At 51.0% G+C, this 24,202-nt stretch carries 21 protein-coding genes and 1 tRNA gene; 12 read left to right on the top strand and 10 right to left on the bottom strand.

The annotated features are described in order from the left end of the window. The first annotated feature begins 68 nt into the window (after positions 1-68). The 4 genes from MJZ26_04500 (at position 69) to MJZ26_04485 (ending at position 6,182) form a co-directional block, all read left to right on the top strand. Positions 69-836, top strand: a complete 768-nt coding sequence (locus MJZ26_04500) for an ABC transporter ATP-binding protein (protein ID MCQ2105035.1) — start codon at positions 69-71, stop codon at positions 834-836. Next, positions 836-2,041 carry an ABC transporter permease gene (locus MJZ26_04495; protein ID MCQ2105034.1) on the top strand — a complete coding sequence of 402 codons (1,206 nt, stop codon included), beginning with the start codon at positions 836-838 and terminating at the stop codon, positions 2,039-2,041. The genes MJZ26_04500 and MJZ26_04495 overlap by 1 nt, the downstream gene beginning before the upstream one ends. Before the next feature lie 118 nt (positions 2,042-2,159). Further along, positions 2,160-5,393, top strand: coding sequence for a glycoside hydrolase family 9 protein (locus tag MJZ26_04490; protein MCQ2105033.1), 3,234 nt, complete (start codon positions 2,160-2,162; stop codon positions 5,391-5,393). Between the two features lie 150 nt (positions 5,394-5,543). Next, the gene (locus MJZ26_04485) at positions 5,544-6,182 is read left to right on the top strand and encodes a bifunctional 4-hydroxy-2-oxoglutarate aldolase/2-dehydro-3-deoxy-phosphogluconate aldolase (GenBank protein MCQ2105032.1); all 639 of its coding nucleotides are present in this window, start codon (positions 5,544-5,546) and stop codon (positions 6,180-6,182) included. Positions 6,183-6,267: 85 nt separating this feature from the next. Here MJZ26_04485 and MJZ26_04480 read toward each other — a convergent pair whose 3' ends face one another. After that, on the bottom strand, positions 6,268-7,137 hold the full coding sequence (locus MJZ26_04480) for a diguanylate cyclase (protein MCQ2105031.1): 870 nt from the start codon (positions 7,135-7,137) through the stop codon (positions 6,268-6,270). A 33-nt stretch (positions 7,138-7,170) separates the two neighbouring features. Further along, the gene (locus MJZ26_04475) at positions 7,171-7,926 is read right to left on the bottom strand and encodes a menaquinone biosynthesis protein (GenBank protein ID MCQ2105030.1); all 756 of its coding nucleotides are present in this window, start codon (positions 7,924-7,926) and stop codon (positions 7,171-7,173) included. A 146-nt stretch (positions 7,927-8,072) separates the two neighbouring features. Here MJZ26_04475 and MJZ26_04470 point away from each other — a divergent pair, with 146 nt between their 5' ends. Together MJZ26_04470 and MJZ26_04465 are read left to right on the top strand one after the other, a co-directional pair. Further along, positions 8,073-8,363 (top strand): hypothetical protein, encoded by a 291-nt coding sequence (locus MJZ26_04470; protein ID MCQ2105029.1) that lies wholly within the window; start codon positions 8,073-8,075, stop codon positions 8,361-8,363. A gap of 50 nt (positions 8,364-8,413) precedes the next feature. Further along, on the top strand, positions 8,414-9,487 hold the full coding sequence (locus MJZ26_04465) for a glycoside hydrolase family 5 protein (protein ID MCQ2105028.1): 1,074 nt from the start codon (positions 8,414-8,416) through the stop codon (positions 9,485-9,487). A 156-nt stretch (positions 9,488-9,643) separates the two neighbouring features. Here the strand turns inward: MJZ26_04465 and MJZ26_04460 are convergent, their stop codons facing one another. Genes MJZ26_04460 through MJZ26_04435 form a run of 6 tightly spaced genes read right to left on the bottom strand, consistent with a single transcriptional unit; the run spans position 9,644 to position 13,825 of the window. Next, the gene (locus MJZ26_04460) at positions 9,644-10,111 is read right to left on the bottom strand and encodes a hypothetical protein (GenBank protein MCQ2105027.1); all 468 of its coding nucleotides are present in this window, start codon (positions 10,109-10,111) and stop codon (positions 9,644-9,646) included. Between the two features lie 16 nt (positions 10,112-10,127). Then, positions 10,128-11,285, bottom strand: a complete 1,158-nt coding sequence (locus tag MJZ26_04455; protein MCQ2105026.1) for a glycosyltransferase family 2 protein — start codon at positions 11,283-11,285, stop codon at positions 10,128-10,130. Continuing rightward, positions 11,282-11,797, bottom strand: coding sequence for a thioredoxin family protein (locus MJZ26_04450; GenBank protein MCQ2105025.1), 516 nt, complete (start codon positions 11,795-11,797; stop codon positions 11,282-11,284). Before MJZ26_04450 ends, MJZ26_04455 begins: the two co-directional genes overlap by 4 nt. Beyond that, on the bottom strand, positions 11,797-12,261 hold the full coding sequence (locus MJZ26_04445) for a hypothetical protein (protein ID MCQ2105024.1): 465 nt from the start codon (positions 12,259-12,261) through the stop codon (positions 11,797-11,799). Before MJZ26_04445 ends, MJZ26_04450 begins: the two co-directional genes overlap by 1 nt. A gap of 5 nt (positions 12,262-12,266) precedes the next feature. Continuing rightward, positions 12,267-13,184 (bottom strand): signal recognition particle-docking protein FtsY, encoded by a 918-nt coding sequence (ftsY, locus tag MJZ26_04440; GenBank protein ID MCQ2105023.1) that lies wholly within the window; start codon positions 13,182-13,184, stop codon positions 12,267-12,269. Positions 13,185-13,243: 59 nt separating this feature from the next. Next, positions 13,244-13,825: an ATP-dependent Clp protease proteolytic subunit gene (locus MJZ26_04435; protein MCQ2105022.1), complete on the bottom strand. Its 582-nt coding sequence runs from the start codon at positions 13,823-13,825 to the stop codon at positions 13,244-13,246. A 293-nt stretch (positions 13,826-14,118) separates the two neighbouring features. Here MJZ26_04435 and MJZ26_04430 point away from each other — a divergent pair, with 293 nt between their 5' ends. From MJZ26_04430 to MJZ26_04415, 4 genes are all read left to right on the top strand, one after another. After that, a complete protein-coding gene (locus tag MJZ26_04430) occupies positions 14,119-14,874 on the top strand; it encodes a type I 3-dehydroquinate dehydratase (protein MCQ2105021.1) in 756 nt (251 codons plus the stop codon). A gap of 98 nt (positions 14,875-14,972) precedes the next feature. Beyond that, a complete protein-coding gene (locus MJZ26_04425; protein MCQ2105020.1) occupies positions 14,973-15,437 on the top strand; it encodes a PTS sugar transporter subunit IIA in 465 nt (154 codons plus the stop codon). A 58-nt stretch (positions 15,438-15,495) separates the two neighbouring features. Then, positions 15,496-15,570 (top strand) — tRNA-Val (locus MJZ26_04420). 121 nt (positions 15,571-15,691) lie between these two features. Beyond that, positions 15,692-17,005, top strand: a complete 1,314-nt coding sequence (locus tag MJZ26_04415) for a TolC family protein (protein ID MCQ2105019.1) — start codon at positions 15,692-15,694, stop codon at positions 17,003-17,005. A gap of 18 nt (positions 17,006-17,023) precedes the next feature. Here the strand turns inward: MJZ26_04415 and MJZ26_04410 are convergent, their stop codons facing one another. After that, positions 17,024-19,942: a diguanylate cyclase gene (locus tag MJZ26_04410; protein ID MCQ2105018.1), complete on the bottom strand. Its 2,919-nt coding sequence runs from the start codon at positions 19,940-19,942 to the stop codon at positions 17,024-17,026. Positions 19,943-20,195: 253 nt separating this feature from the next. Beyond that, entirely contained in the window at positions 20,196-21,527 is a 1,332-nt protein-coding gene (locus MJZ26_04405; protein MCQ2105017.1) for an MATE family efflux transporter, read from the bottom strand. 324 nt (positions 21,528-21,851) lie between these two features. Between MJZ26_04405 and MJZ26_04400 the strand changes: the two genes are divergently transcribed. Then, positions 21,852-22,229 (top strand): Hsp20/alpha crystallin family protein, encoded by a 378-nt coding sequence (locus MJZ26_04400; GenBank protein ID MCQ2105016.1) that lies wholly within the window; start codon positions 21,852-21,854, stop codon positions 22,227-22,229. A gap of 270 nt (positions 22,230-22,499) precedes the next feature. Continuing rightward, positions 22,500-24,080: an esterase gene (locus tag MJZ26_04395; GenBank protein MCQ2105015.1), complete on the top strand. Its 1,581-nt coding sequence runs from the start codon at positions 22,500-22,502 to the stop codon at positions 24,078-24,080. Positions 24,081-24,202: the final 122 nt, after the last annotated feature.

The following is a 24,202-nucleotide window of genomic DNA, read 5'->3' as shown; positions in this document are numbered from 1 at the left end:
CATCTAACTTTGCAATAATGTGCGAAAAATCCATTCTATCGGTACAAAACCTGCGGCGAGACTTCAAAATGGGCGACGAAACCGTCCACGCCCTTCGAGGCGTTAGTTTTGACATCCGCCAGGGAGAATTCGTAACGATCATGGGCACCAGCGGGTCCGGCAAGTCCACCATGCTGAACATCCTTGGATGCATGGACAAGCCTACCAGCGGCCACTACATTTTGGACGGGGAACATACCGAAAGGCTGAAGCGGGACGCCCTTGCCCGCATTCGTAACCAGAAACTGGGTTTTGTCTTTCAGAGTTACAACTTGCTGAGTCGCACTACCGCGTTAGAGAACGTGGAACTGCCCCTGCTTTATAATTCCAGGATATCCGCCTCGGAACGCCGGCGACGCGCCATAAAAGCCCTGGAAATGGTGGGGCTTCAGGACCGCATGAACCACCTGCCCAACCAGATGTCCGGCGGTCAGCAGCAACGTGTGGCCATCGCCCGCGCCCTTGTCAACGACCCTGTCATCATTCTCGCAGACGAAGCCACAGGAAACCTGGACACCCGCACCAGTTACGAAATCATGATGATCTTCCAGGAACTGCACCGCCAGGGAAAGACCATCGCCTTCGTGACCCACGAGCCGGACATCGCCACCTTCAGCGGACGCACTATTACACTACGGGACGGCCTCCTGAAAAAGGATGTAATCAACGAGAACGTGGCGGACGCCCGCGCAGCCCTTGAGGCGCTGCCTCCGCCCGAAGTTTTTGACGACGATTCCGGAGCCGACGAAGATTCAAGCAAAGCCTCCGGCGAAGTCCGTCGCGGGGAGGGTGCCTGATGAGTCCGTTTGTCCTGATGAAAATTGCGTTGAAGGCTTTGTTCCGCAACCGCATGCGGACCTTCCTTTCGGTGTTAGGCATCGTCATCGGTGTGGCAGCCGTCATCGCCATGGTGGCCATGGGCGAAGGCTCCAAGCAGTCCATCAAGGACCAGATGACATCCATGGGCACCAACGCCATCATCATCATGCCGAACCGGGACCGTCGTGGCGGCGTCCAGACGGAATCGGCTGTTTCCCTGGAAGAGGCCGACGTCATCGCCCTTCGGGAAGAGGCGCAGTACATCGATGCAGTGTCCCCCATGATTACCGCCGGCGGGCAAGCCATTGCAGGGAACAACAACTCCCCCACGGCCCTTAGCGGCATTTCGTCGGACTATCTCAAAATCCGTAATTACGAAATCGACGAAGGCGTCATGTTTGACGACAACGCCGACCGTATGGCAAAAGTCTGCGTCATCGGACAGACCGTTGTCAAGAACCTGTTCCCCGAAGGCAACCCTCTGGGAAAAACCATCAGGTACAAGAGCATCCCGCTGAAAGTCATCGGCACCCTTAAAGGCAAGGGCGGCGGCGACTTCGGGCAGGACCAGGACGACGTCATCTTCGCTCCCTACCAGACGGTGATGAAACGCTTTAACGCCACCACGGAAATCCGCCAGATTTTTGCAAACACCATCGGCGAAGGCTATGCGGAACAGGCTACCGAAGAAATCATGGGCATCCTGAAGGAACGCCGCCAATGGACTCGTCCTACGGACCCCTTCCGCATCTTCACCCAGGAAGAAATGATCACAATGATGACCAACACTTCCGATATGTTGTCCTTAGTCCTTACGGTAATTGCAGGCATCAGCTTGTTTGTTGGCGGTATCGGCATCATGAACATCATGTATGTCTCCGTTACGGAACGCACCAAGGAAATCGGGCTACGCATGGCCATCGGTGCCCGGGGTCGCGACATTCTCCTGCAGTTCCTTTTTGAATCCGTTGCCATCAGCCTGCTGGGCGGCCTCATCGGAATCGCCCTGGGCATCGGCGCCTCCCAGGCGGTAAAGTCCATTCTAAACTGGCCCATGAGCGTGTCACTGACAAGCGTCGTGGTCAGCTTTGGCGTCTGCTTCATGACAGGCGTTTTCTTCGGATGGTATCCCGCCCGAAAGGCCAGCCGACTGGATCCTATCGAAGCATTGAGATTTGAATAATACCACTCTTATTTTCATTTAAACCAAACATTGCAAGATATTTGTAACAAACGCTTGTAAGATTCCAGCAATCTTTTTATATTGGAACCAAATAACGTTATTTGGTTAGGAAAATCATATGTCTTGTAATAAAAAAGCAACCCATTTTATGGCAGCCACTGCTATTGCAGCTCTCTCTGGAACAGCAGCCGTTGCCGCCACCACACCCTACGACCTGATTCGCCCCACATGGCCCCTGACCTGGGACGACAAGGTCATAGACAAGTTTGACACAACCATTACCAAAAAAATCGGTGTCCTCGATATCCCCAGGACCCCTGCTAGTTTTGAAGCTGGCGCCCTGATGCCCGACACCCTGGACCAGGCCTATCTCGACGCCATCAATACCAAGATTTCCCCAATCCGCGTAAACCAGGCAGGTTACCTGAAGAAGGATACTGAACGCCAGTTCTACTTTGTAGGTTCCGCCGAAGAATTCGAAGTGGTTGACGAAATGGGCAAATCCCTGAGCCCCAAGGTCACGGGAACCTTTAAGAACAGCGAAGTAGAAACTTCTTCCGACTGGACTATCATTGCAGGTACCAACGCGGCAAGCAATGACATGAGGCGTTACAAAATTGATTTTACTGGAACCACAGGAATCATCCAGATAGGAAACATTCCCCAGTCAGTCCCTACTGAAAAGCGCCTGCGCATCAAGGTGGGCAGCGAAATTTCCAGTACCTTCATTGTAAGCGATGACGTCTACACCATGGTGAAGGACGCCTCCCTGAAATTCTTCGGCATCCAACGTAGCGGCAATTCCCAATCCTGGTTCCACGGTCCCAGCCACACCAAGGATGGATCTGGCAAGGTCGTGCTAGGCGATGATGCGGTAGCAGACTTTACCTTAAAGGCAGGTGATTTACAGGGTGGTTGGTACGACTGCGGCGACCATTTGAAGGAATCACAGACCCAGGCATTTGCCTTTATGACTTTGGCCGTAATGTCCGCCACCAATCCCGCAAAGGATGTGGACCATTACGCCTACAACCAGGGTGATTTTGTAAAGACAGACGATGTGCCCGACGTTCTTCGCGAAGCAGCCCATGGAGCAGCATTCTTTGTCAATTCCTATCGTGCCGCCAAGGGTATCGTAGACAACATGGTCGTTTCCGTGGGCAATTTCGGTTCCGATCATGGCTGGTGGGGCCGCCCAGAAGCTCAGGATGCCTTGACCGTCACTGGTCGCGGAGGCTCTGCAGAGCGAGACCTGCGCCTTGGTGAAATCGGTTCAAATGTCGGTGGTGAAATTGCCGCAGGCCTTGCCATTGTAGGAAAGCTGTACGCCAAGTACGATAAAGATTTTGCTGACAGCTGTCTTACCGTTGCCGAAAAGATGTACGACTTCGCCAAGTCTCTGGCTCTAGGCAAGGACACCTACGACAATGGCAAGAAGTTCGTGTACAACAAGGAAGCCGCCGGCTGGGGATCTCCCGCCTATATGGGTAGTTCCTATTACCATGACAAGCTGGCCATTGCAGCAATCGCGCTCCATTACGCAACCTACGAAAAAACAAAGGAAATGAACTACCTGAATGACGCCGTAGAAGACAAGACCATTGGCGTTCAGCAGGAAAGCACTACAGGCTTCTTTAATGGCGGTTGGATGGCACATACCCGAGACGGCATGAGAAAAATCCATACGACTGACTGGAGCAACTCTACGACTTTTGCCCTCTACGGTTTCTACAAGCTACTCCTGAAAGACAAAGATACTGCATCAAAGTATGGAATCAGCGAAGACAACCGACAGTCTTATGCAGAAAAAGTCGCATACAACCTCGCCAATAACCTAACGTTCCTAAGTAGCTCAGGAACATCCTCCATAGCCGTCCCCTCTATGACAGGATTCGCAAGTAATCTTTCCTATGGTTCTACGTGGTACGACATGTCTTCGATATCACCTTGGCTATACAACCGCTATTATGTAGGAAACACTATTGATGTTTTGGCCTATGCCGATGTAACCAAGGATCTTGAGGAAATAAACCTACCCGAAGGTGGTAAGCAGAACTGGAACTCCAGTAAGTTTATGCAATTGGGAATCAACCAGCTGAACTACCTCCTGGGCGTAAATCCCTGGGATATTTCCTTTGTCTATGGCGTGGGTGACAAGAACGACAACCATCCATTCCATAGAGCTTCCAATCCCGAAGGCAAGAACACTCCTGCTTGGAATTACAAGTATGTGCGCCCTGTTGGAGCTCTTTTTGGTGGCACACCCCCAAACAGCAAGAATTCCATGGTTCCTTCCAGCATGAGTTGGGAGGATTACCATATATCTGATGTTTGTCTTGACGCATCCGCAGTCCTTACATCCTCTCTCACCATTCTAAGCAATGGCGGCAACGACTACTACGAAAAGAAGTGCGACAATTGCAAAACTACTGACGCTTCCCCCTTTAGTATGGATATGATTCAGGCAGAATTGTATCACTACGCTTGGGGTGATATGGACGTATATAATGTGGGCTTCATCAACCACACCTTGGAACAACTGGATAGTGTGGTGGTGTACATCTATTTCGAGGCTCCCGAAGAGGAAGTTTCCAGTTGCAACATCATGTTTGATTTGAATATTTGTCAGGCTTATGACCAAGCCGGGTTCAACAAACCGTGTCCCAATGACAAGGCCATAACAAATGCCATTCGCGGCAATAAGTCCTTGCAAAAGGTCGAAGACTCTTACGATTCAGCGACAAAGAACTACACCTGGGCCCTACCCATCGTACTTGATTCCGTAGTGGCTGGAGGTCGTGTACGAATGGACATTTCTACAAGCTCAGGCGTAAACATGGGTGAAGGATGCGAAACATCACGCGAACCAGCCAAGTATGATGTTTCTAAGAGCTGGAGTTTCGGTATTCACAAAGCAGACAAGAATATGCCGGCCTACGCAGGCGCCCCTACTTGGGATAAGGACCAGGGCGACTACCAGGAAGCCCCTGCCGCCCCCTATATCGTCATTCGTAGCAAGGGCAAACTCCTGTGGGGTTACGGTCCTGTAAACGAAACCGCAGACCGCGTCATCGAAACGCCTATCGATAGCACCGAAGCAATCAAGGTTGCCGTCCCTGCAGCAAGCGCCAAAATGTTCGTTACCGGCCAAAGTCTTTTTGTCCAGACTAACGCCCAGGGCGTAAAGTCCCTCAAGATCTTCGACCTGCTGGGCAACCAGCTGATGAGCAGGTCTTTCGAAGGCACCTATGGCGAAGTCCGCTTCGAGGAACTTCCCAAGCGCGGAACCCTTATTGCAAAGCTGGTTTCTGGCAACAAGGTTCTTGCCTCCAAGGCTTTCAAGGTGAAGTAAGCACCTCGATACTTTAAAAACATCAAAATGCCGGCGATAAAACGTCGGCATTTTTCATTTCCTGTAAAGCATTCATCTCTTCGGAAACGGATAAAGTCAAAACATCTTTTTATAGTTTTCGCCTTCTATTTTTTCTTGTATATTTAGGGCATGGATTTACTTGATTTTTTAAAAGATATGCCAGTTATCGGCATCCTCCGCGACATCCCTAAGGGATCCGAGGAACTTTGCGCGCAGACTGCAGCCAAGTGCGGCCTTAAGGCCATTGAAGTCACCATGAATACCGATGGCGCTGCAGAAATCATCACCGCCTTGCGCGATGCATGCAAGCCCTACGACATCGCCGTCGGCGCAGGCACCGTCCGCCACGACAAAGACCTCGAAAAAGCCTTGCTGGCAGGCGCCAGTTTCATCGTGACGCCCAATACCCGAAGCAACATTATTCGAACCGCCGCAGCTCAGAATACACCGATTATTCCAGGCGCCCTGACTCCTACCGAAGTGCAGAAAGCCTACGACCTTGGCGCCACCGCCGTAAAGATTTTCCCAGTGGATTGCGTAGGCGGCCCGAAATACATCAAGGCGCTTCGCGGCCCCTTCCGCGACATTCCGCTCCTCGCCTGCAGTGGCGTGAACGCGGAAAACGCTGGCGACTACCTGAAGGCTGGAGCCAACCTGCTGGCCTTTGGCGGAAGCATCTTCAGTGCCAAGCTTATGGCCGAAGGCAACTGGAACGAAATCGAGCGCCGCCTAACAGAGTTGCTGGACGCCGTCCGCGCAGCCTTGTAAGCACCTGAACATAGCGACGACATCAACCTTAAAAAGCAAAAAAGCACCAGTTTCACACTGATGCTTTTTCTTTACCCTTTAAACTTTATCCTCTAACCTTTTTCATCTTCTTCTTGCATTCATACATAGAAACGTCTGCACTGTGCATCATGTCATCCACTTCCTTGTAGTCCTCGGAGGAGTGGGCAATACCATAGGCGAAAGAAACCTTCTTGTCTACAATCGTAATGGAGGCGATTGCCTTCTGCATACGTTCTACGCAGGCAAAAGCACCAGCCTTGTCTGTCTCGGGGCAAATCACCATGAACTCGTCACCGCCCATACGGAACAGCAGGTCCGTTTCGCGAAGGATTTCCTTGGCCGCGTTCACCACGGAACGTAGCAACAGGTCTCCCGCCTGATGGCCGTGAATGTCATTCACCGCCTTCAGTCCATTCAGGTCAAAGTAGATCATGGCGAACTGGTTCCCGTAACGCTTATGCCTAGAGAACCATTCCCGCAGAGAGTACATTCCATGGCGACGGTTGAAACAGCCGGTCATGTCATCGGTCAAGGAAATATCTCGCAAATTACGAAGGGATCTGGAAAGTCGAATATGGACATTCACGCGGGCAAGCAGGATATCCGAAATGGAGCTCTTGCTGACAAAATCGGAAGCGCCAGCCTGGAATCCCTTGGTCACACTGTCCGTATCCTCACGGCTGGTCAAGAAGATTACCGGAAGATCATCCAGAGCATACTGCTGGCGAATCCTGGTACAGACCTCGTAGCCATTCAGGCTAGGCATGTTGATGTCCAGCAGAACCAGGTCCACGCGGTTTTCTTCCAGAAACTCCAGAGCTTCCTCACCAGAGGTAAACGAAAGAACGCTGTAACCCACCTGGGTCAAGAGCTTGGTAGTATCGGCAATGACTTCCGCATTGTCGTCTACGATAAGAATCTTTTCTTCAACCATTTTAACCCTTCACTTCCCTAATCCTATTTCACATTATAAAAATTCCAAGGCAGGAACTTCTGCGATCAGTCCCTGAACAGAAGCACATTTGTAGAACAACTCCAGGGATTTCTTTCGCTCATCGGTAAATCGATAGTCCAGCGCGCTGTAATAATCATCCACCACGGCACGGGGCAGGTTTACCGGATACCTGGCAAGCCACTTATCCAAGGCTGCAGAGGGATTGGCACGAAATTTCTCGACACTGGCCTTGGTGTCCTGCAGATAGCGATCAAGAATCGGTTTCAATTCTGGATCCAGGGCCTTCTTGGAAACAAGCCAGGCGCCAAACACAAAGGGAACCTTCTGCCATTCCTGCCAAAGACTGCCAAGATCGTAACTGTAGGGAAAGCGGTGACGTTCATTTTCTTCGAGAGCCTGGTCACCTATCAGGAGGCATGCGTCGTCGCCTTCCCTGTAGGCGCCATCCTCATAAACCGCCGTAACCCTGTAACGTTGCTCCAGCAGAATCTTCAATAAGTTCACCGAAGTCATGCTCTGGGCAGTCATTCGAATAAGGCGGCCCCCCAACTCCTCTATGGGCAAACGGGAAAAAAGCTTCACCGACCTCACCTCAAAGGAACAGGACGTGCAGATATCCGGCGACAAAACCATGGAGCCGGGCTTTTGCGCAAAGGCGATGGAAGATGCCGGAGAAAGATGGATTGATCCGTCTTTTAAGCCTACGCAATGGACGCTAGGCGGACCATCGACGAACTCCACATCGGGATACTCGGATTCGCGGCCCAAAAAATCATGAAAAAAGGGCGCACAGACCAAAAAAGGGATTCGACCAACTCGTAAAGTCATGTAAAAAAGTTAACTTTTCTTCGTGGCCAAATTGTGGCTGCAGAGGATAATTGAAACGAAAAACAAAAAATAATGGCTAAGGAATAATGGCTGTATTTCACGTAAAGAAAACCTCTCTAGGTGAAGACCAGAAAACTCTGGTATTTAAAGGCAAGATTGTAGAAGGCCCCATCAGCAAGGGAATGACTCTCGAAATTCCTGTTACCCAGGAAGCTGTGGTGCAAATGAAGATTTACGACGTCGTGCTGTTCGAAAAGCAGAAGGACGACGATAAGAAAGTTGGCTTGGTTGTTGATTTTGACGGTCTGCCCGACGACATGGAAGTCATCATGGGCTTGAACATCGCCGACGAAGACCTTAAGATCGTAAACGAATAAGTCTATAACACGGGGGCAATTCCGCTCCCCAAATCAAATGGGATGACAAGATGATTAAAGAAAGACTACGCGGAGTGAATTTGGGTGGCTGGTTCAGTCAGGTAGACTGCATCCAGGAAAAAGATCCCGTAGGTTTCCCCGGGATCATCGCTCACATCAAGACCTTCCTTGACGCAAGCGATTTCAAGCGCATCCGCGAGGCTGGGTTCAACCACGTTCGCCTGCCGGTGGACTACTTCAACGTGTTCGACGGCAAGGAACTTAAACCTAACGAAGAAGTCTTCGCTCTCCTGGACAAGGCATTGAAGGAAATCCAGGCTGCAGACCTGGATGTGATTCTGGACTTGCACAAATGCCCGGGCCACGACTTCCATCTGGGATGCTCCGAGGAACAGGCTTTCTTTACCAGCGCCGAAGCCCGCAAGGACACCAACAAGGTGTGGGCCTACATGGCCGAACGCTACAGTGGCGAATCCCGCGTGATGATGGAACTGTTGAACGAACCCTCCTGCAGCGACTCCAAGATTTGGGACAAAGTAAAAGACGAAATTTTCTGGACTATCCGCAAGCACGCACCCAAGAACACCATCGTGGTGGGTAGCAACAAGTGGAACAGTGCCCGTGAGTTCGAGTCCCTTACTCCGATGGATGACGATAACGCCATCTACAGTTTCCATACTTACACTCCGGTGACCTTCACTCATCAGGGTGCCGCATGGATTAACGATCCCTTCTTCAAGATCGAACGCCCCTGGCCCGGCGACTACGCCGCCCCCGAAGCTGGTGCCACTACCCGTCTCGATGTGGAATTCGGCAAGTGGGACAAGGCCCGCCTCCAGGCAAGCATCCAGAACGCTCTGGATTTCCGCGCCAAGTACGACCTGCCCGTTGCATGTAACGAATTCGGCGTGTACGTTCAGGTGCCCCGTCAATACCAGATGGCATGGATGCGCGACTTCATGGAAATCCTCCGTGACGCAGACGTTGGCTACAGCTACTGGAACTACAAGAACCTGGACTTCGGTATCGTCTCCAAGGGCGAATCCCTCCATAACTCTCTTGCCCAGTACAACAACGCCGACCGTCTGGACAGCGAACTGATGAACCTGCTGGCCAAGGGCTAATAGCTATGAGCCCGCTACGCTATGAGTAGCGAGCCTTCAGTAACCGCTAAGGCAATGAATAAATACAGAAAAGCGCGGAATGCATCCGCGCTTTTTCATTTTGCAGCAAATTTTCATTTTGTGGCAAAGCCACCGTTGTTCATCTAATTTCAACAGCTAGATTTCAACCAGGATACCAGCCTGTAGGTACACGTAACCGCGACCATCATGATCCAAGAACTGGTAACCGCCCATCAGCATGATGGAAGAGTAGTCCCCGTTCTTGATGTCAAAGCCACCGCCCACTCGCCAGAACATTTGATTGTCTTCGCCAAAGAGATAACCCCAGTCGCCCGTCGCGACAGGCAAGGTCTGGCTACCGATAGGCAAGCGAATCCAGGCGCTGGCACTTACCGGAATAAGCCCCACGTTATCGATTTCCTGATAACCGGAACCGACACCGACAAAAAGCATCTGGTCTATGGGGAACCAGTAATGCCCGTAGACGTTCAAGTTGAAATTCGTCAAGTGCCCCACATGATTCACCACACCGCCCTGGACATCCATGGTAAAGGCGCGGGCAGGAACCGACAGTCCGGCCACAGCGGCAACAACAAAAATCAGAGTAGCAACCAGTCGCTTCATTATAAAATCCTCCTGCCTAGGCCTCATCATCACCACGAGCCTCTCGAGCCCAACCGCCACTCTTTTCGGGAGTAAAGGCCAGGAAGAAACCCTTCAGCATGGCATAATTCATCAACAGGAAGTAGTAGGCGCTGGGAACAACTCTAGTCAAGGCAACCAGCAGTCCTAGCGTCATCAGTCCAAAGAAAACCTGGTACACCAAACCGGAGGTCAAAAGAAGAGCACTGGCAACATAAAGCAAGATCAAAATATGAGGAGAGAACCAACGCAAAATCTTGTGGGAAAAAAACAAGTAGGCGGTCAAGGGACGAAGAGGGTTCAATAACGGCAGATAGGAGAACAGGAAGTTGAAATTTGCTCGACCAATGCGGACCTTGCGACGGAACTCACCGCTAGATTCCTTGGATGTCTGTTCCGTTCCGATGGCACTATCAACAAAGGTGCAGTGATAGCCCTTCTGCAGAACCTTCGTTGCAATGAAGAAGTCATCCATGACGCTTTTCTTGACCGGAAGCTCCGTATAAAGCTTGCGACGAATCGCATAGAGAGCACCATTGCCACCCACAAGGCGATCCAGGGCACCCTCGAACTTCTTGATTTCAGATTCAAGATCCCAGTAGGAACTTTCTCCACGACCAAGGACACTTCCACTCTTGTCAGAAAGAATCAAGTGGCCACAGACGCAACCCATCTTTTCGTCAACAAAGGGCTGCACCAGCTTGCGAACAACGTTGGGGAAGAACATGGTGTTGGCGTCGCACAGCAAAAGAATTTCATTCTTGGCGATACCATTCAGGCGATTCAGCATGGCAGCCTTGCCCGCGTTCTTGGGAGCCTTCACCAAGGTGATGCCCTGGTCTGCATAGCGCGCCACAATTTCCGCCGTACGGTCAGCAGAACCATCGTCGCCAATCAGCACTTCCAGTTTATCCTTGGGATAGTCGATTTCAAGGATGTTGTGAATCTTACGTTCAATAACCGCTTCTTCGTTATAAGCGGAAATCAGGATTGAAACCGTAGGCAGTTCTTCAAAATCCTTGTTCACCTCCCTGCGGCGTTTGAACAATTCACTGACAAAGGGAAGCGTCACCGTGAACAGCAGGTAACAGTGAAGTACCAACAGCAGGGAAACCCAAAACACGATCTGAACATAAAAGAGGAATTCTTCACTCATCGAGACATCCACTCCTTTTCTTTCTCTAAAAACTGGTAAAGCATATACTGCAGTTCCTGGGGCGACATGGAATCCGTTACCGTAAGGATACTCATGCCCTTGGGTGCCACCAGCACAAAGGCAGGAAGCGCGTGCAATTCCCACACGTCAAAGTAACAGCGCTGAACCGTATTCTTGATGCCATCGCACACAATGGAATCCTGGGAATCCGCATCTAGCTTGACAGCGTAGAAACGCGTGTTCAAGATAGAGGCGACCGTAGGATCGGAATAAACGTTCTTGTCCATGATGCGGCAAGGAACGCACCAGTCCGCGTACATATCCACGAAAATCAGGCGGGGGGCGGTCTTTGCCTTTTCCAAGGCCTCGTTATACCCCATCCACTTTACCAGCCGACGGGGAACTTTCTCACCGGGATTTTTTGCAGAGGCATCATTGCCAGCAAAAGCAAGATGACTACACAACAGGATCAAGACAAACAGAACCGGGGTTCTAGACATATTGGAGAACATTACTCAACACCTCCCTTACGAGCAGGAACCTGGTGCATGCCCGCCCTCATACCGGGATTTCCGGGGCCAGGGCCTTTCTTGACAGCAGGTTCGCCTGGCTGAGCTTGTTTCTTATCTGCCAGAAGGGAATCCAGACCCGCGTTCACAGCCCTCTGGAAAGGCACCCACATTCGCTCGTCGTCAAGAACGGACTGAGCCTGGGCAAGGAACTCCTCCCGAGTGTACCCGTACTTCTTGAGAATCTCGTGACGGGCAAGGCGGGCCGTGGGAGACGTTGTTCCATAGGCGATTTCCGCAGTACGCAGATCAATAAAGGCATCAACAAATCTTGCATCTGCGGTAACCTCGTTGGAACAGCCGGCAATGAAAAATGCGGACATCAAAACGAAAGAAAGGGCGAGCAGGCGCCCTCCCTTGATTCCGTTGGCGAAAACAGCCTTGATGTCTACTTTGCCGGCGGTCATCTTCCTTACTTTTCTTCCAAAGCGTTTTCGAAGAGACCTTCGACGTATTCAGCCTTACTGAAGGGAACCAGCTGATCGATGCGTTCACCCATGCCAATCCAGCGGATAGGAATCTGCAGGGAGCTGGCAATGGAAAGCACGGCGCCACCACGGGCGGTACCATCCAGCTTGGTCACCACGAGACCCGTCAGCGGGAAGCTCTGGTTAAAGATCTTGGTCTGGTTGATGGTATTCTGTCCGGTGTTGCCGTCAATGACAAGCCACATGTCGTGAGGAAGATCCGGATTCACCTTCTTGATGACGCGGACGATCTTCTTCAGTTCTTCCATCAGGTAGTCCTTGTTATGCAGGCGACCTGCGGTATCGATCAGCACAACGTCGCAACCGCGGGCAGTGGCGGCCTGGCAAGCGTCAAAGGCGACAGCAGCCGGGTCGGAGCCTTCCTGATGCTTCACGAATTCCGCCCCGGAACGTTCAGCCCAGGTTTCCAACTGGTCGATGGCAGCCGCACGGAAAGTATCGCAGGCGGCAATCATGACCTTCTTGCCTTCGCCAATAAGGCGGGCAGCAAGCTTACCGATGGTGGTAGTCTTTCCGGCGCCATTAACGCCAATCACCAGGATAACGTGGGGCTTGCCCTTAAGTTCAAAGGGAGGAGGATCCTTCAGCAGGCGCTCAGCCTCGTTACGCATAATGTCAAGGACCTGCTCTGTGGTAAGGGACTTGCCCAAGGCGCTTTCGCGGAGGGCGTCCGTCAAAAGGAACGCGGCTTCCACACCCACGTCAGCCTTGATCAGGTGTTCCTCCAGTTCTTCCAGAGTTTCGTCCGTAATCTTGCCAGCACCAACAATACCCTTGAGTTCCCCCATCAGGGCGTCGCGGGTCTTTGCAAGGCCACTCTTAATCGCAGAAAAAAATCCCATTATCGTTCTCGCCAGTTCTTCGCCACTCGGGCCACAACAGGTGCGCCCCGGCGACCATATTAAAGCTTACTTTCTACAATATCCACCAGGCCGTACTTCTTGGCTTCTTCGGCACTCATGAAGTTGTCGCGTTCCGTATCGCGGTCGATTTCTTCCATGGTGTGGCCAGAAGTTTCAGCAAGGATCTTGCCCGTAATGTTACGGATGCGGAGCATTTCCTCAGCCTGAATCTGGATATCGCTGGCAGGAGCCACGATTTCGCCGTGAATCAAGGGCTGATGAATCATGATGCGTGCATTGGGCCATGCGTAACGCTTGCCCTTGGCACCAGAGGTCAAAAGTACGGCGCCCATGGAGGCTGCCTGGCCACAGCAAACCGTAGCCACATCGCTCTTGATGGCGTTCATGCAGTCGTAAATGGCAAGACCGCTGGAAATGACACCACCGGGGCTGTTGATGTAAAGGGTAATATCGTCGTGGCTCAGGGAATCCAGATACAGAAGCTGCTTCACGATACGTTCGGCACTTTCGTCATCCACACCGCCCCAAAGGAAAATACGGCGGTTTTCGGCCAGGTATTCCTCGGCCTTCTTCATCATATCCGGAGTCTGGGCTTCTTTCTTGTCTTTGCAATCAGCCATAAAATAATCCTTTATCTTGTTCACTGCCAATTTAGTAAAAACAGCCTGCCACATAGGCAATTCACGCCACCGACAAGGCCATTCCACGTACTTTATCGTAATGAACAGAATATTTGACAACCATCCATTGAATATTCCACTTTATCCCACCATCCTTCACTATTCATTTTCCCATCCCTGGATTCTTCCCCTTACAGGGTCAGAATGACGCCAGAAAACCCCACCCATTTTTCATCCTTCATTGTTAATTGTTAATTGTTAATTGTTCATTGTTAATTGTTATCTTTCCCTTCATGAACGAAAAATATCTTGTCGGCCTTATCGGCCCCGAAGTTCTTGAGGCAGCAGAAAAGGACAGCATGCACCCCGTGCGTCTCGATCTCGACAGCTGCAACGCCCTGGAAATCCGCTACGATTTCTTCGATACCAAGCTTTGGCCTGAACTTTCCGAACGCGTCCGCAGAATCTGCCCGAACCAGCTGCAGGTAGGAACTATCCGTCTCAAGCACGACGGCGGAACCTTCGAAAGCAGCCGCGCCGTAGAACGCATGCCCCTGTGGGAAAAGATCCTCAAGGCAAAGGAAGTTCCCCAATGGCTCGACCTTGAAAGAGACTACCTGACCGATTACGAACAACTTAACAAGCTTGCGGCAGTCCGCGGAGTGCAGATTGTAGTCTCCGAGCACAACTTCACCCGGGTGCCGGGAGATGCAGAGCTGGATGCCTTCGCCAAGGACGTAAAACGCTTCGGCGCCCCCGGTCTGAAAATCGCCGCCATGAGCAACACCGACGACGACTGCGACAGGCTGTACAAGTTCATCAAGAAGCAGTCCAAGCACTTCAAGATGTTTGCCGCCTTCGGCATGGGCGAAACCGGCAAGGTCAGCCGCCTCTGGTCCCTGAAGGAAGGGGCAAACCTGACCTACGGAGCCATCGGACGTGCCGCCGCCCCCGGTCAAATCGACGTCTGCACCATGAAAAAAGCCCTGGACCAGTGGGAACAGATTAACTCCAAAATGGAATTATCGGCTTTTTTGAGCAAATTTTAAGGTTTTTTGATACTTTTCTAATACATCGGGGAAGAACCCCTCCCCAAAACCGAATTTTTTGCTACATATTCGTTTAGTAGTTATCAAAAGGATATTTTATGCGTCTTTCTGAAAGGTTTGTGGACAATTGCATCTTGATCAACTCCGCTAGTACGACCAAGGAAGCAATCTTAAACGAACTGGTAGATACTCTTTGCAGTGCCTACAAGCTGGATCACCGTGCCGAAATCTTTGACGCCGTATGGAACCGCGAACAGAGCCGTTCCACCGGTATCGGATGCGGCCTCGCTGTCCCCCATGCCAAGATTGACTACGTAGACCGTATGTGCATGGTTGCAGCAACCATCGAAAACGGCTTGGACTTTGCCTCCTTCGATGGCGAACCCGTCTACCTCATCATCCTTATCGTAAGCCCGGGCAACACCGTGGGTCCTCACCTGAAGGCTCTGTCCTCCGTCAGCCGCCTGCTGGCCGATGGCGGCGTTCGTAGGGACCTGATTGCATCCAAGACCCCGGCCGAATTCCTCACCATCCTGAAGGCCGCCGAAGACAAATACCTATAAGGCGAGCGTCGCGTCCCTTGACAAGGACTCTTCCCCTTTCTATATTTGCTCTCGCTTCGGACGGTTAGCTCAGTTGGTTTAGAGCGCTGCTTTCACACGGCAGAGGTCACTGGTTCAAATCCAGTACCGTCCACTTAAAAAAGCTCCGACACTCAGTCGGGGCTTTTTTTGTTGCCATTGCTTTTTCTATTTTACGTCCAAACGAATTTTAGCGGTACAGGCAACCAGCCCCGCGGACTAGGCATCTAAAGAACATGAATAAAAACAGAGCCCTCATTTCCGGACTTTTTGGTCTGGCCATCATGGCCAGCAGCACCACTTTGTGGGCTGACGGGCCCTGGACTCTGGAACAGTGCCTGGCCCAGGCCAAAAAGGCCAGCCTCCAGCTGGAAAACGCCAGACTGAGGGAACAGTCCGCCGAGATTTCCGTTAAGCAGGCAAGGACCGGCAACTCCCCTACCTTGAGCGCCCAGATCGGCAATACCATCTACGACCACCCGCTGGCTGCCCACCCGCAAGACCACTACCGCTTTAACGTAGGCATCTCCGGTTCCTACACCCTGTGGGACGGCGGAGCAACCAGTCTGAATACCGAGGCAAGCCAGCTGAACAGGGAAGCCGTGCAGTTAGCCACCAGGCAAACAGAACGATCCATCCAGGAAAGCGTCCTGAACGCCTACATGAATCTGCTGGCCGCACAGGAAAAGCTCCGAACCGCAAACGCCTCCGTAGAACTTTCCCAGGCGGAATTCGAAAACTACGAAAAGCTTCTTGAAGCAGGCTCCATCACCTTGAAGGACCTGACCCAGTCCCAGTCCAACGTTCTGCAGAAGCAGGCGGCACAGCTCTCCGCCCAGCTGAACGTAAGCACCGCCAAGACCACCCTGCGTCAGCTCCTGGAACTGGACGCCAAGGAAGACTTTGAAATCGCCGCGCTGGAAACGGCAATCGCCTCCCCCGACTCCCTGGAACCACTGCCCGCCTTCGACCAGCTGATGGCAGACGCCCGCAGTGCAAATCCGGGATTGAAGTCCGACAGCGTTTCCGTAAAGGCAGCCAAGAAGAATACCGAGGTAGCCGGCAAGAACAGTTCCATCACCGTAACCCTGGGAGCCAACTCCTCCACAGGCTTCACAGGTTTTGAATCCGACCATTACGGAAGACAGCTGAAGGACGGATGGCAGAACTCCCTCTCGCTGAACGTAAACATTCCCATTATCGATAACGGTTCTACCGAGAACAAGGTACTGCAGGCCCAGGTCAACGAGGCCACTTCCCAGCTGACCCTGCAAGAATCCTCCAAGAATCTGGAAAACAATCTGGAAAAACTCTACCTGAACGCCATGAGTGCAGACATGCAGTGGAAAGCCGCCCTGCTCCAGGTAAAGGCCGATACGGAGGCCCTGGCAGTCGCCGAGGAACAGCGCAACGCAGGCGCCCTCACCTACACCGATTTTCTTTCTCAGAAGAACAATCTGGAAAACGCCCAGATTAACTTGACCAACGCCAAGTATACAAGCCTTCTGGCCCGCAAGCTGCTGGACCTTTACCAAGGCAAGCTGGACTAATCCAGCACCCTACTTCATCTAGTTGACAGACAGTCTGGAACGACCATTTTCCTTGGACTTGTACAGGCGACCATCGGCGCACTCGTAAAGCTCATTGAAGGAATCCATGTTGCCGTTGGCGATAACCGCACCCATAGAAAGACTTGTGGACTTCGGGTTCATGGCAAGCATCATGTTGATCTTATCGAAGATCTGCTGGGCTCGTTCATACATGAACTCGTCGGTACAGGATTTCTTGAAGAACAGTGCTGCGGCAAACTCGTCACCGCCCATACGTCCGGCAATGTCATCGTGACGCAAGCAGGATAGAAGCGTCTGCCCCACAAGGGTCAGGAACTCGTCACCCGCAATATGGCCATAGGAGTCGTTGTATTCCTTGAAGTGGTCTACGTCCACCATCAAGAGCATCACCTTGCTCTTGCCTTCAAGCAGTTTGAACTCGGTATCGTTCTTGAAGGCGGCACGAGTCAACACTCCCGTCAGGGAATCCTTACGGAAGGCATTTTCCCATTCAGCTTCACGACGCTTGGCCTTGCTACGTTCCACGTCAGCAATAACGCGAAGGCTGTAAGTACTTGCCGCGTCAGTCACAACGATTTCGGATCGGCCCGCACGGACGGCGGAATCAAAGAACTGACGACCCATGCAGAACACATAGATAATGGAACCGTCCTTACGGATCAAACGGTGTTCAAAGAATGCCTGGGGATTCTTTGACGTTTCCTCCATCACAAGTCCCAGGTATTCTGTACGGTCTTCCTTAGGAATAAGATCCATGTGGTTCATGTGACTATTGGTAACATCTTCCTGGGTAAAGCCAGTCAATTCTTCAAAGGCCTTATCCACAGAAATAATATTAAACTGCTCATCGACAATGTAACGAGAGAACTGCAGCTTATGGACTGCATGGAAAGAAGCATTCGTCACCCCTTGATCCAATTCTTCACGAACCAGGGACGTCGTTTCTTCAATATGCTTAGCCTCTGCATTCGACGCAGCCCTCTGAGGCAGGGATTCAACAAGCTGAATAAACTCCGAGACAATACCGGGATCGAACTGTGAACCTGCGCAACGTTTCAATTCATTAATGACCACATCCTTAGGCAAGGCGGGTCGATAGGAGCGGTCATTCACCATGGCATCATAGGCATCCACCACGGCAATCACGCGGGAAAGCAAAGGAATGGATTCCTTACTCAAGCCATCCGGATAGCCAGCACCGTCCCATCGTTCGTGATGATGTAAAATCATTTCGGCAATGCCGCACAGTTCCGTAGAACTCTTCGCAATCTGGTAGCCCTTGGTAGCATGGGACCTAAGAACCTGCCATTCATCCGCAGTCAACTTACCAGGCTTATTCAAAATCTCAAGAGGCACACCAATCTTACCGATATCGTGAAGAAGGCAAAGAAGGGAAAGATCACTTTGCTGCACATCGGACAATCCGATACGCTTGCCCAGTTCAGCACCCATAAGCTGGGTTCTGCGAACATGTTCCTCGGTATCGGCATCGCATTCCTGGAGAGCCTGAACCAGGGAATTCAAAATCACGGAATGGCTGGAATTCTTGTTCAAAAGCTTCTTCTGTTTCAAGCCCTTGAGCACGGATTCAATACAGCCCATCATGTCAAAGTCTTCAGCCTTCAGCAAGTCCAAGGAATACTGGATAGGCATGTCAAATTCAGCCTTGATCTTTTCCAGTTCCTCTGCAACAACGGATTCATTATTTGATACATGGGACAAGATAAAGCATGCATCCTGGCCGCGAACGAAATAGGCATTCCTAGGAAAATGTTTTCTGAACAAATCTGCAAGGGTCTTGATCTTTTGGTCTCCCATATGACGACCCTTGGAACTATTCAAAAGGGACAAGCCCATGATATCACAGGCGACAAAAACCAAATCCGGCTTCGTCTTTTTCTGTCTTGTATCCTCGGCGACATGGAAACAGTAGTCTTCCCAGTTGTGGAAACCAGTCAAGGGGTCCGTCACCAGCATCGCATTACTGAACATGAACAGACGGCCCAATATACGGTCACGCTTATTCTTCAGCGTTCGAAACTCACAACGCAACGGCTTATTTTCGCCATCATTTTCCACGTAGCACTGCATCACACTGGTTTCAATTCCCGGCGCAACATCAATGTTACACTGCTTCATAAAATCTTGCATCTGCAGGGATTCATCCAACTGGATTTTAGACCAAAGATGTTTGGCCATGTCATTGCAGACAATCAGTTTGCCACTGTAATCAAACAGAATCAGCCCCTGATCCAGGAATTCAAACATGCTTGTCTTGAACAGGTCCATCATGCCCTTGGTGGAATACTGGAAACAGGACCAGTAGAAGGCATAGGCAGCCAGACTGTAACCAAGGATGGAATAGTCAAGGAAATTGTAGAGAGAAAGCCCCGGCAGGAACAGGAACACGCCGTTGATGGAAACGATGGCAACCAATCCTAACAGGGCATACAAGTACTGGCGCTTGTATTCCAAGGGGACTCTAATCAACCTATCGCACAGGTAATACACCGTGGTAGCCACCATGGCATAGCAGAATACCAAGTGAACATAGAAGAAGAAGTGCATGTCATAGCCGAACTTCGCAAATTCCGTATCACGAGGAACATAGCCTATGACAAATTCAAAGAAGGGATTGATTGCAAAAAGGATAATCTCAACAAGGACGTAGAAATGAGCCAACTTAGCATGGAATCGAGCCGCTTTAGTATTCTTTAATTTGCAGAAGCGAGTTACAAACATGACCAGGCAGAGAAGCATTATATCTACAGAAACGAAGTAGATACTGGACATGCACGAAAACAGGAAATAACTATCGCAACTAGCGCTTACAAGGTAAGCCAGGTCTACAACCGCGCAGCAAAAGCAGGTTCCGCTAAGAGCCTTTCCAAGAGCATTCTTCTTTTTAAGGCACATTATCCCAAGAAGGATGTCTAAAACTGCAAAAACAACCGACGCTACGGCGTATTCCAAAAAGAAAACGGACACGATCAACTCCACACAGAAAAACGCCACCTATCAAAGATAGGTGTATCATAAATATAACCCTTTTTTAAGTAAAATTAATCCGACCCGCCACTATAGGATATTTTTATTCCATGTATTTAGGCCCAAGGGATATTCCCAATTGGATTATGGGATCCTAGGATTTGTGTCCCAGGATTTCATCCTAGGATTTTATTCTGCGGCGTTCAATGACGAGGTAAACAACGACGCAAATGACTACCGAAAGGAAGGACCCAGAAAGTGTTGCAATGCCCATGGGGAAAAGGGTATCGGGATACCAGATGGCGGCGAGATAGGCTCCAGGGACACGGAGAGTCACGATAGACACCGCATTGTGGATAAACGAAACAATGGAGAGCCCACAGGCGCAGAAATATCCGCTAAAGCAGAAATGAAGACCAGCCACCATGCAGTCAAAAACATAGGCATGCAGGTACTGCGTTCCAAAGGCGATGACCTTTGCGTCCTCGGTAAACAAGGCAAGAACTGGCTCGGAGATAAACTGGAACAGGATTCCGCATGCTAGGCCGAAGGCGCCTGCAATAGCCATACCGCAGTAAAGCGTCTGGCGGGCCCGATCGTAATGGCCCGCCCCGATGTTCTGGGCGCTGATGGCCGATACCGAGGAAAGCATGGCGGAAGGAACCAGGAACAGGAAGCAGATGATCTTTTCCACCACGCCGACCGCGGCTGCGATTTCGAGACCGCGGGAATTGGCGATGAGGGTGATGAACAGGAAGGAAACCTGGATGAAGCCTTCCTGGCAGGCGATGGGCACGCCGATCTTCGCCAGGGATTTCAAGAGAGGCTTGTCCAGCTTAAGATCCTGACGGGAGAGGGACACGCCAAAGTTCACCCGCTTGGAGAACTTGATTGCCCAGAGGGACAGCCCCACGCTAAAAGTCTGAGCCACGATGGTAGCAACTGCCGCACCGGATGCCCCCATCTGTAGACCGCCTATAAAGACATAGTCCAAGGCAATATTCAGGACACAAGCAACCGTCACGAAATACATGGGGCTCTTGGTATCCCCAAGACCACGGAAGGCAGCAGCAATGACGTTATAGGCCGTAATGAAAGGAATCCCGCAGAAGCATATGATCAGGTAGTTGACCGTATCGTTGACAGCTTCCTTCGGCGTAGATAAGAGGGAAACGACCTGGGGACACAAGGCCAGAAGAACAGCCATCATCATAACAGAAACGACTGCGAAAAGAACTGTCGTCGTTCCAAGAATGCGGGAAATCTCCCCATGACACTTGCCACCTACAGCCTGACTGATGAGGACCGTGGTGCCCATGGTAAGGCCGACCAGGATGACCGTTACAAAGTGCATCACCTGGCTGCCCACGGCTACAGCAGTAATGCCTGCGGCATCCGTATACTGACCTACAATAAAAAGGTCGGCCATGCCATAGAGGGTCTGTAGAAAATTGGAAATCAGAAACGGGATGGAAAAAATCCCGATATTCTTGATAATGCTTCCTTCGTACAAATTCCTTGGCATGATATTAATTGAAAATTAAGGATTGGTAATTGATAATGTAGAAAAGCAAGGAAACATTTTTGCACGTCTAATAATGAAATTCTCTATGTATCACCAGTGAAACATGTCGCGTTTCTTTATGAACTGGGCAGGCGCCGGAGAATGCCAAAATCGCCTTAAAAACCCTAAAAAAACAAAAAATTAACGGATTAAAGTTTTTTTCATCGAGAAACAAAAAAATTGGCACAGCATTTGCATAAGGGAGGGGGTAAAACAAAAAAGACTCCAACGGCGAACGCCGAGGGCCGACAAAATTAAAAAGAGGTAAATATCATGATGAACGCAAACGTAATCCCCACCGCTTTCTATGGCATCCAGAACTTCCTGGACAGCTTGAACGCCGCCAACGCCCAGGGCGAATGCAATTACACTCCCAAGGCCGAATACTACGAAATCGAAAACGGCTTCATGCTTGAAGTGGAACTGCCGGGCGTCAAGAAGGAAGACATCGACATCCAGGTGGAAAAGAACATCGTGACCGTAAAGGCCACCCGTGAACGCAAGGATGGCAAGGTGACTTACGAACGCAGCTTCCGCCTGGCCGACGACATTGACGTGGACAACATCAAGGTCGCCCTGGAAAACGGCGTGCTCGCCTTCACTCTCACCAAGAAGCAGCAGGCAGCAGCCCGCAAGCTGACGGTCGCCTAACGGGCAAGCCGCAATGGTCCCGCGGCGAACCATCAAGTCGCCGCAAAAAATGATTTTCTCCTTTCATCGTACTCCTTAAAAACACCAGAGACTCCGCGGGAAACCGCGGGGTCTCTTCTTTTTTTACACGCTTTTTTGAGATTCTTGTCAAAAACGGCCATTTCTTTACAATTTATTACAACACAAAAGCACGAGATGTCTTTCCAACAAACACAAAACAACTTATGTTTAACCTTGAGTGTTTTGAGTTTTAGGGAAAAAGGAGTTACAATGGAACGCAGATTTTCTGCTTTTTTGCCGACCCTTGCGGTTTCGGCGCTGTTCGCTACTGCAGCGAATGCTTTTATTTTGACAGGTTCCGTTGCCGATGAAGGCGGAAAGGCCGTGAAAGGCGCCGCAGTCAGTTTGATCGGTACGGAATATTCTACTACAACCGACGGCGTAGGTTCTTTTACCTTGCGTAGTAACGCCATTAATCCGGGATCACAAGATTCAAATGATCCCGCAGACACATCCAATGTGGCCATCCGCAATATCGCAAAACCTGGATTTGTAGGAGTAAATAACGGAGTCCTTTCCTACTCCCAGTCTTCTAATGCTCCTGTCCAAGTGCAGATCTTTGACGCCATGGGCATGCGTGTACTGAATCAGAACCTCTACGGTTCCGGTTCTGTAGACCTGCGTAGCTTTGTGAAGAGCGAAGGCACCTACTTCGCCCGAGTAAAGATGGGTTCCGCAATTCAGGGTTTGAAGTTCACCACCAATGGATCCTATGCAGCATCCCTCGGCACTTCCGCAAAGGTCCTCAAGAAGGAAGACTCCGGCAACGACTTGCAAGTGATTGCAGATGGTTTTGACACACTGGTTGTTCCGCTGGCAAATTTGGATACCAACGTGGAACTTACCCTGAAGAAGGCTTCTGGTGGAAACGGCAGTGGCGATGTAGGCGGTCAGCCCCCCATTCTTGACATCAAGGGTGTTTACGATTACGTCAAGGGTAACGCCCCCGCACCTTCTAGAGGTTGTGGCAAGAATTCCAGCCTAGTAAAGACCAAGAGCGTCGAAAACGGCGACCGCTTTGAAATGCAGGTTGCCGGACTGAACCGCGAATTCTTCATCACCCTTCCGAAGAACTACGATAACACCAAGCCCCACAAGCTTCTCTTCGCCATGCACTGTATGGGTTCCAACGCAGAAGACTTCGTGCACCATACTCCGGACCAGGATCATCCCTCTCCGTATTACGGCCAGCAGAAGCTGGACACCGAAGGCAACTACATCTTCGTGGCTCCCCGCGGTGATACCGACGGCGGACCGTGGCGTGGCGGTGACGATAAGGACCATCAGTTCTTTGACAAGCTCCTGACCACCATGGAAGACAACTACTGTATCGACACTTCCCGCGTGTTCGTCACAGGCTTTAGCTTCGGCTCCATGATTACCAACTCCCTGGCACAGGTTTTCCAGCATCGTGTTCGTGCCGCCGTGACTTATGCCGTGGCCGACTGGAACATCTACATTCCCCAAAACGCCGGCAAGCCTATCGCATGGATGGACGTTCACGGCACACAGGACAACCTCTGCGCCTACAACCGTCTGAGCAGCTCCATCACCCGCATTCTTAAGAACAACGGCCCCGGCGGCACTGATGTCAGCAGCGAAATCAATGACTGGCAGAAATACACCGGCGGCAACACCCACGTCTGCTACGACTTCAAGAAGGTTGATCCCAACCATCCTGTGCGCGTATGTACCTGGGGCGGTGGCCACCAGTGGACAGCCAACGACAACGGCGGCTGGGGCAACACCTGGGTTCCTGAGGACGTTCACAAGTTCCTGGAACAATTCTAGTTACATTCTTTCCAGCATCTATACTCTAGAAACAAATCCCTGCGGACGAATCTGCACTGACATGCAGTACACTCCGCAGGGATTGTTTTTTTTCGCTTGTTAACGAAAACGTTAACTAATAG

The sequence above is a fragment of the Fibrobacter sp. genome (genome assembly GCA_024398965.1).
Taxonomy (GTDB): domain Bacteria; phylum Fibrobacterota; class Fibrobacteria; order Fibrobacterales; family Fibrobacteraceae; genus Fibrobacter.
The sequence above is the reverse complement of the archived record's forward strand: the minus strand, read 5'-3'. Positions and strand labels throughout refer to the sequence as shown.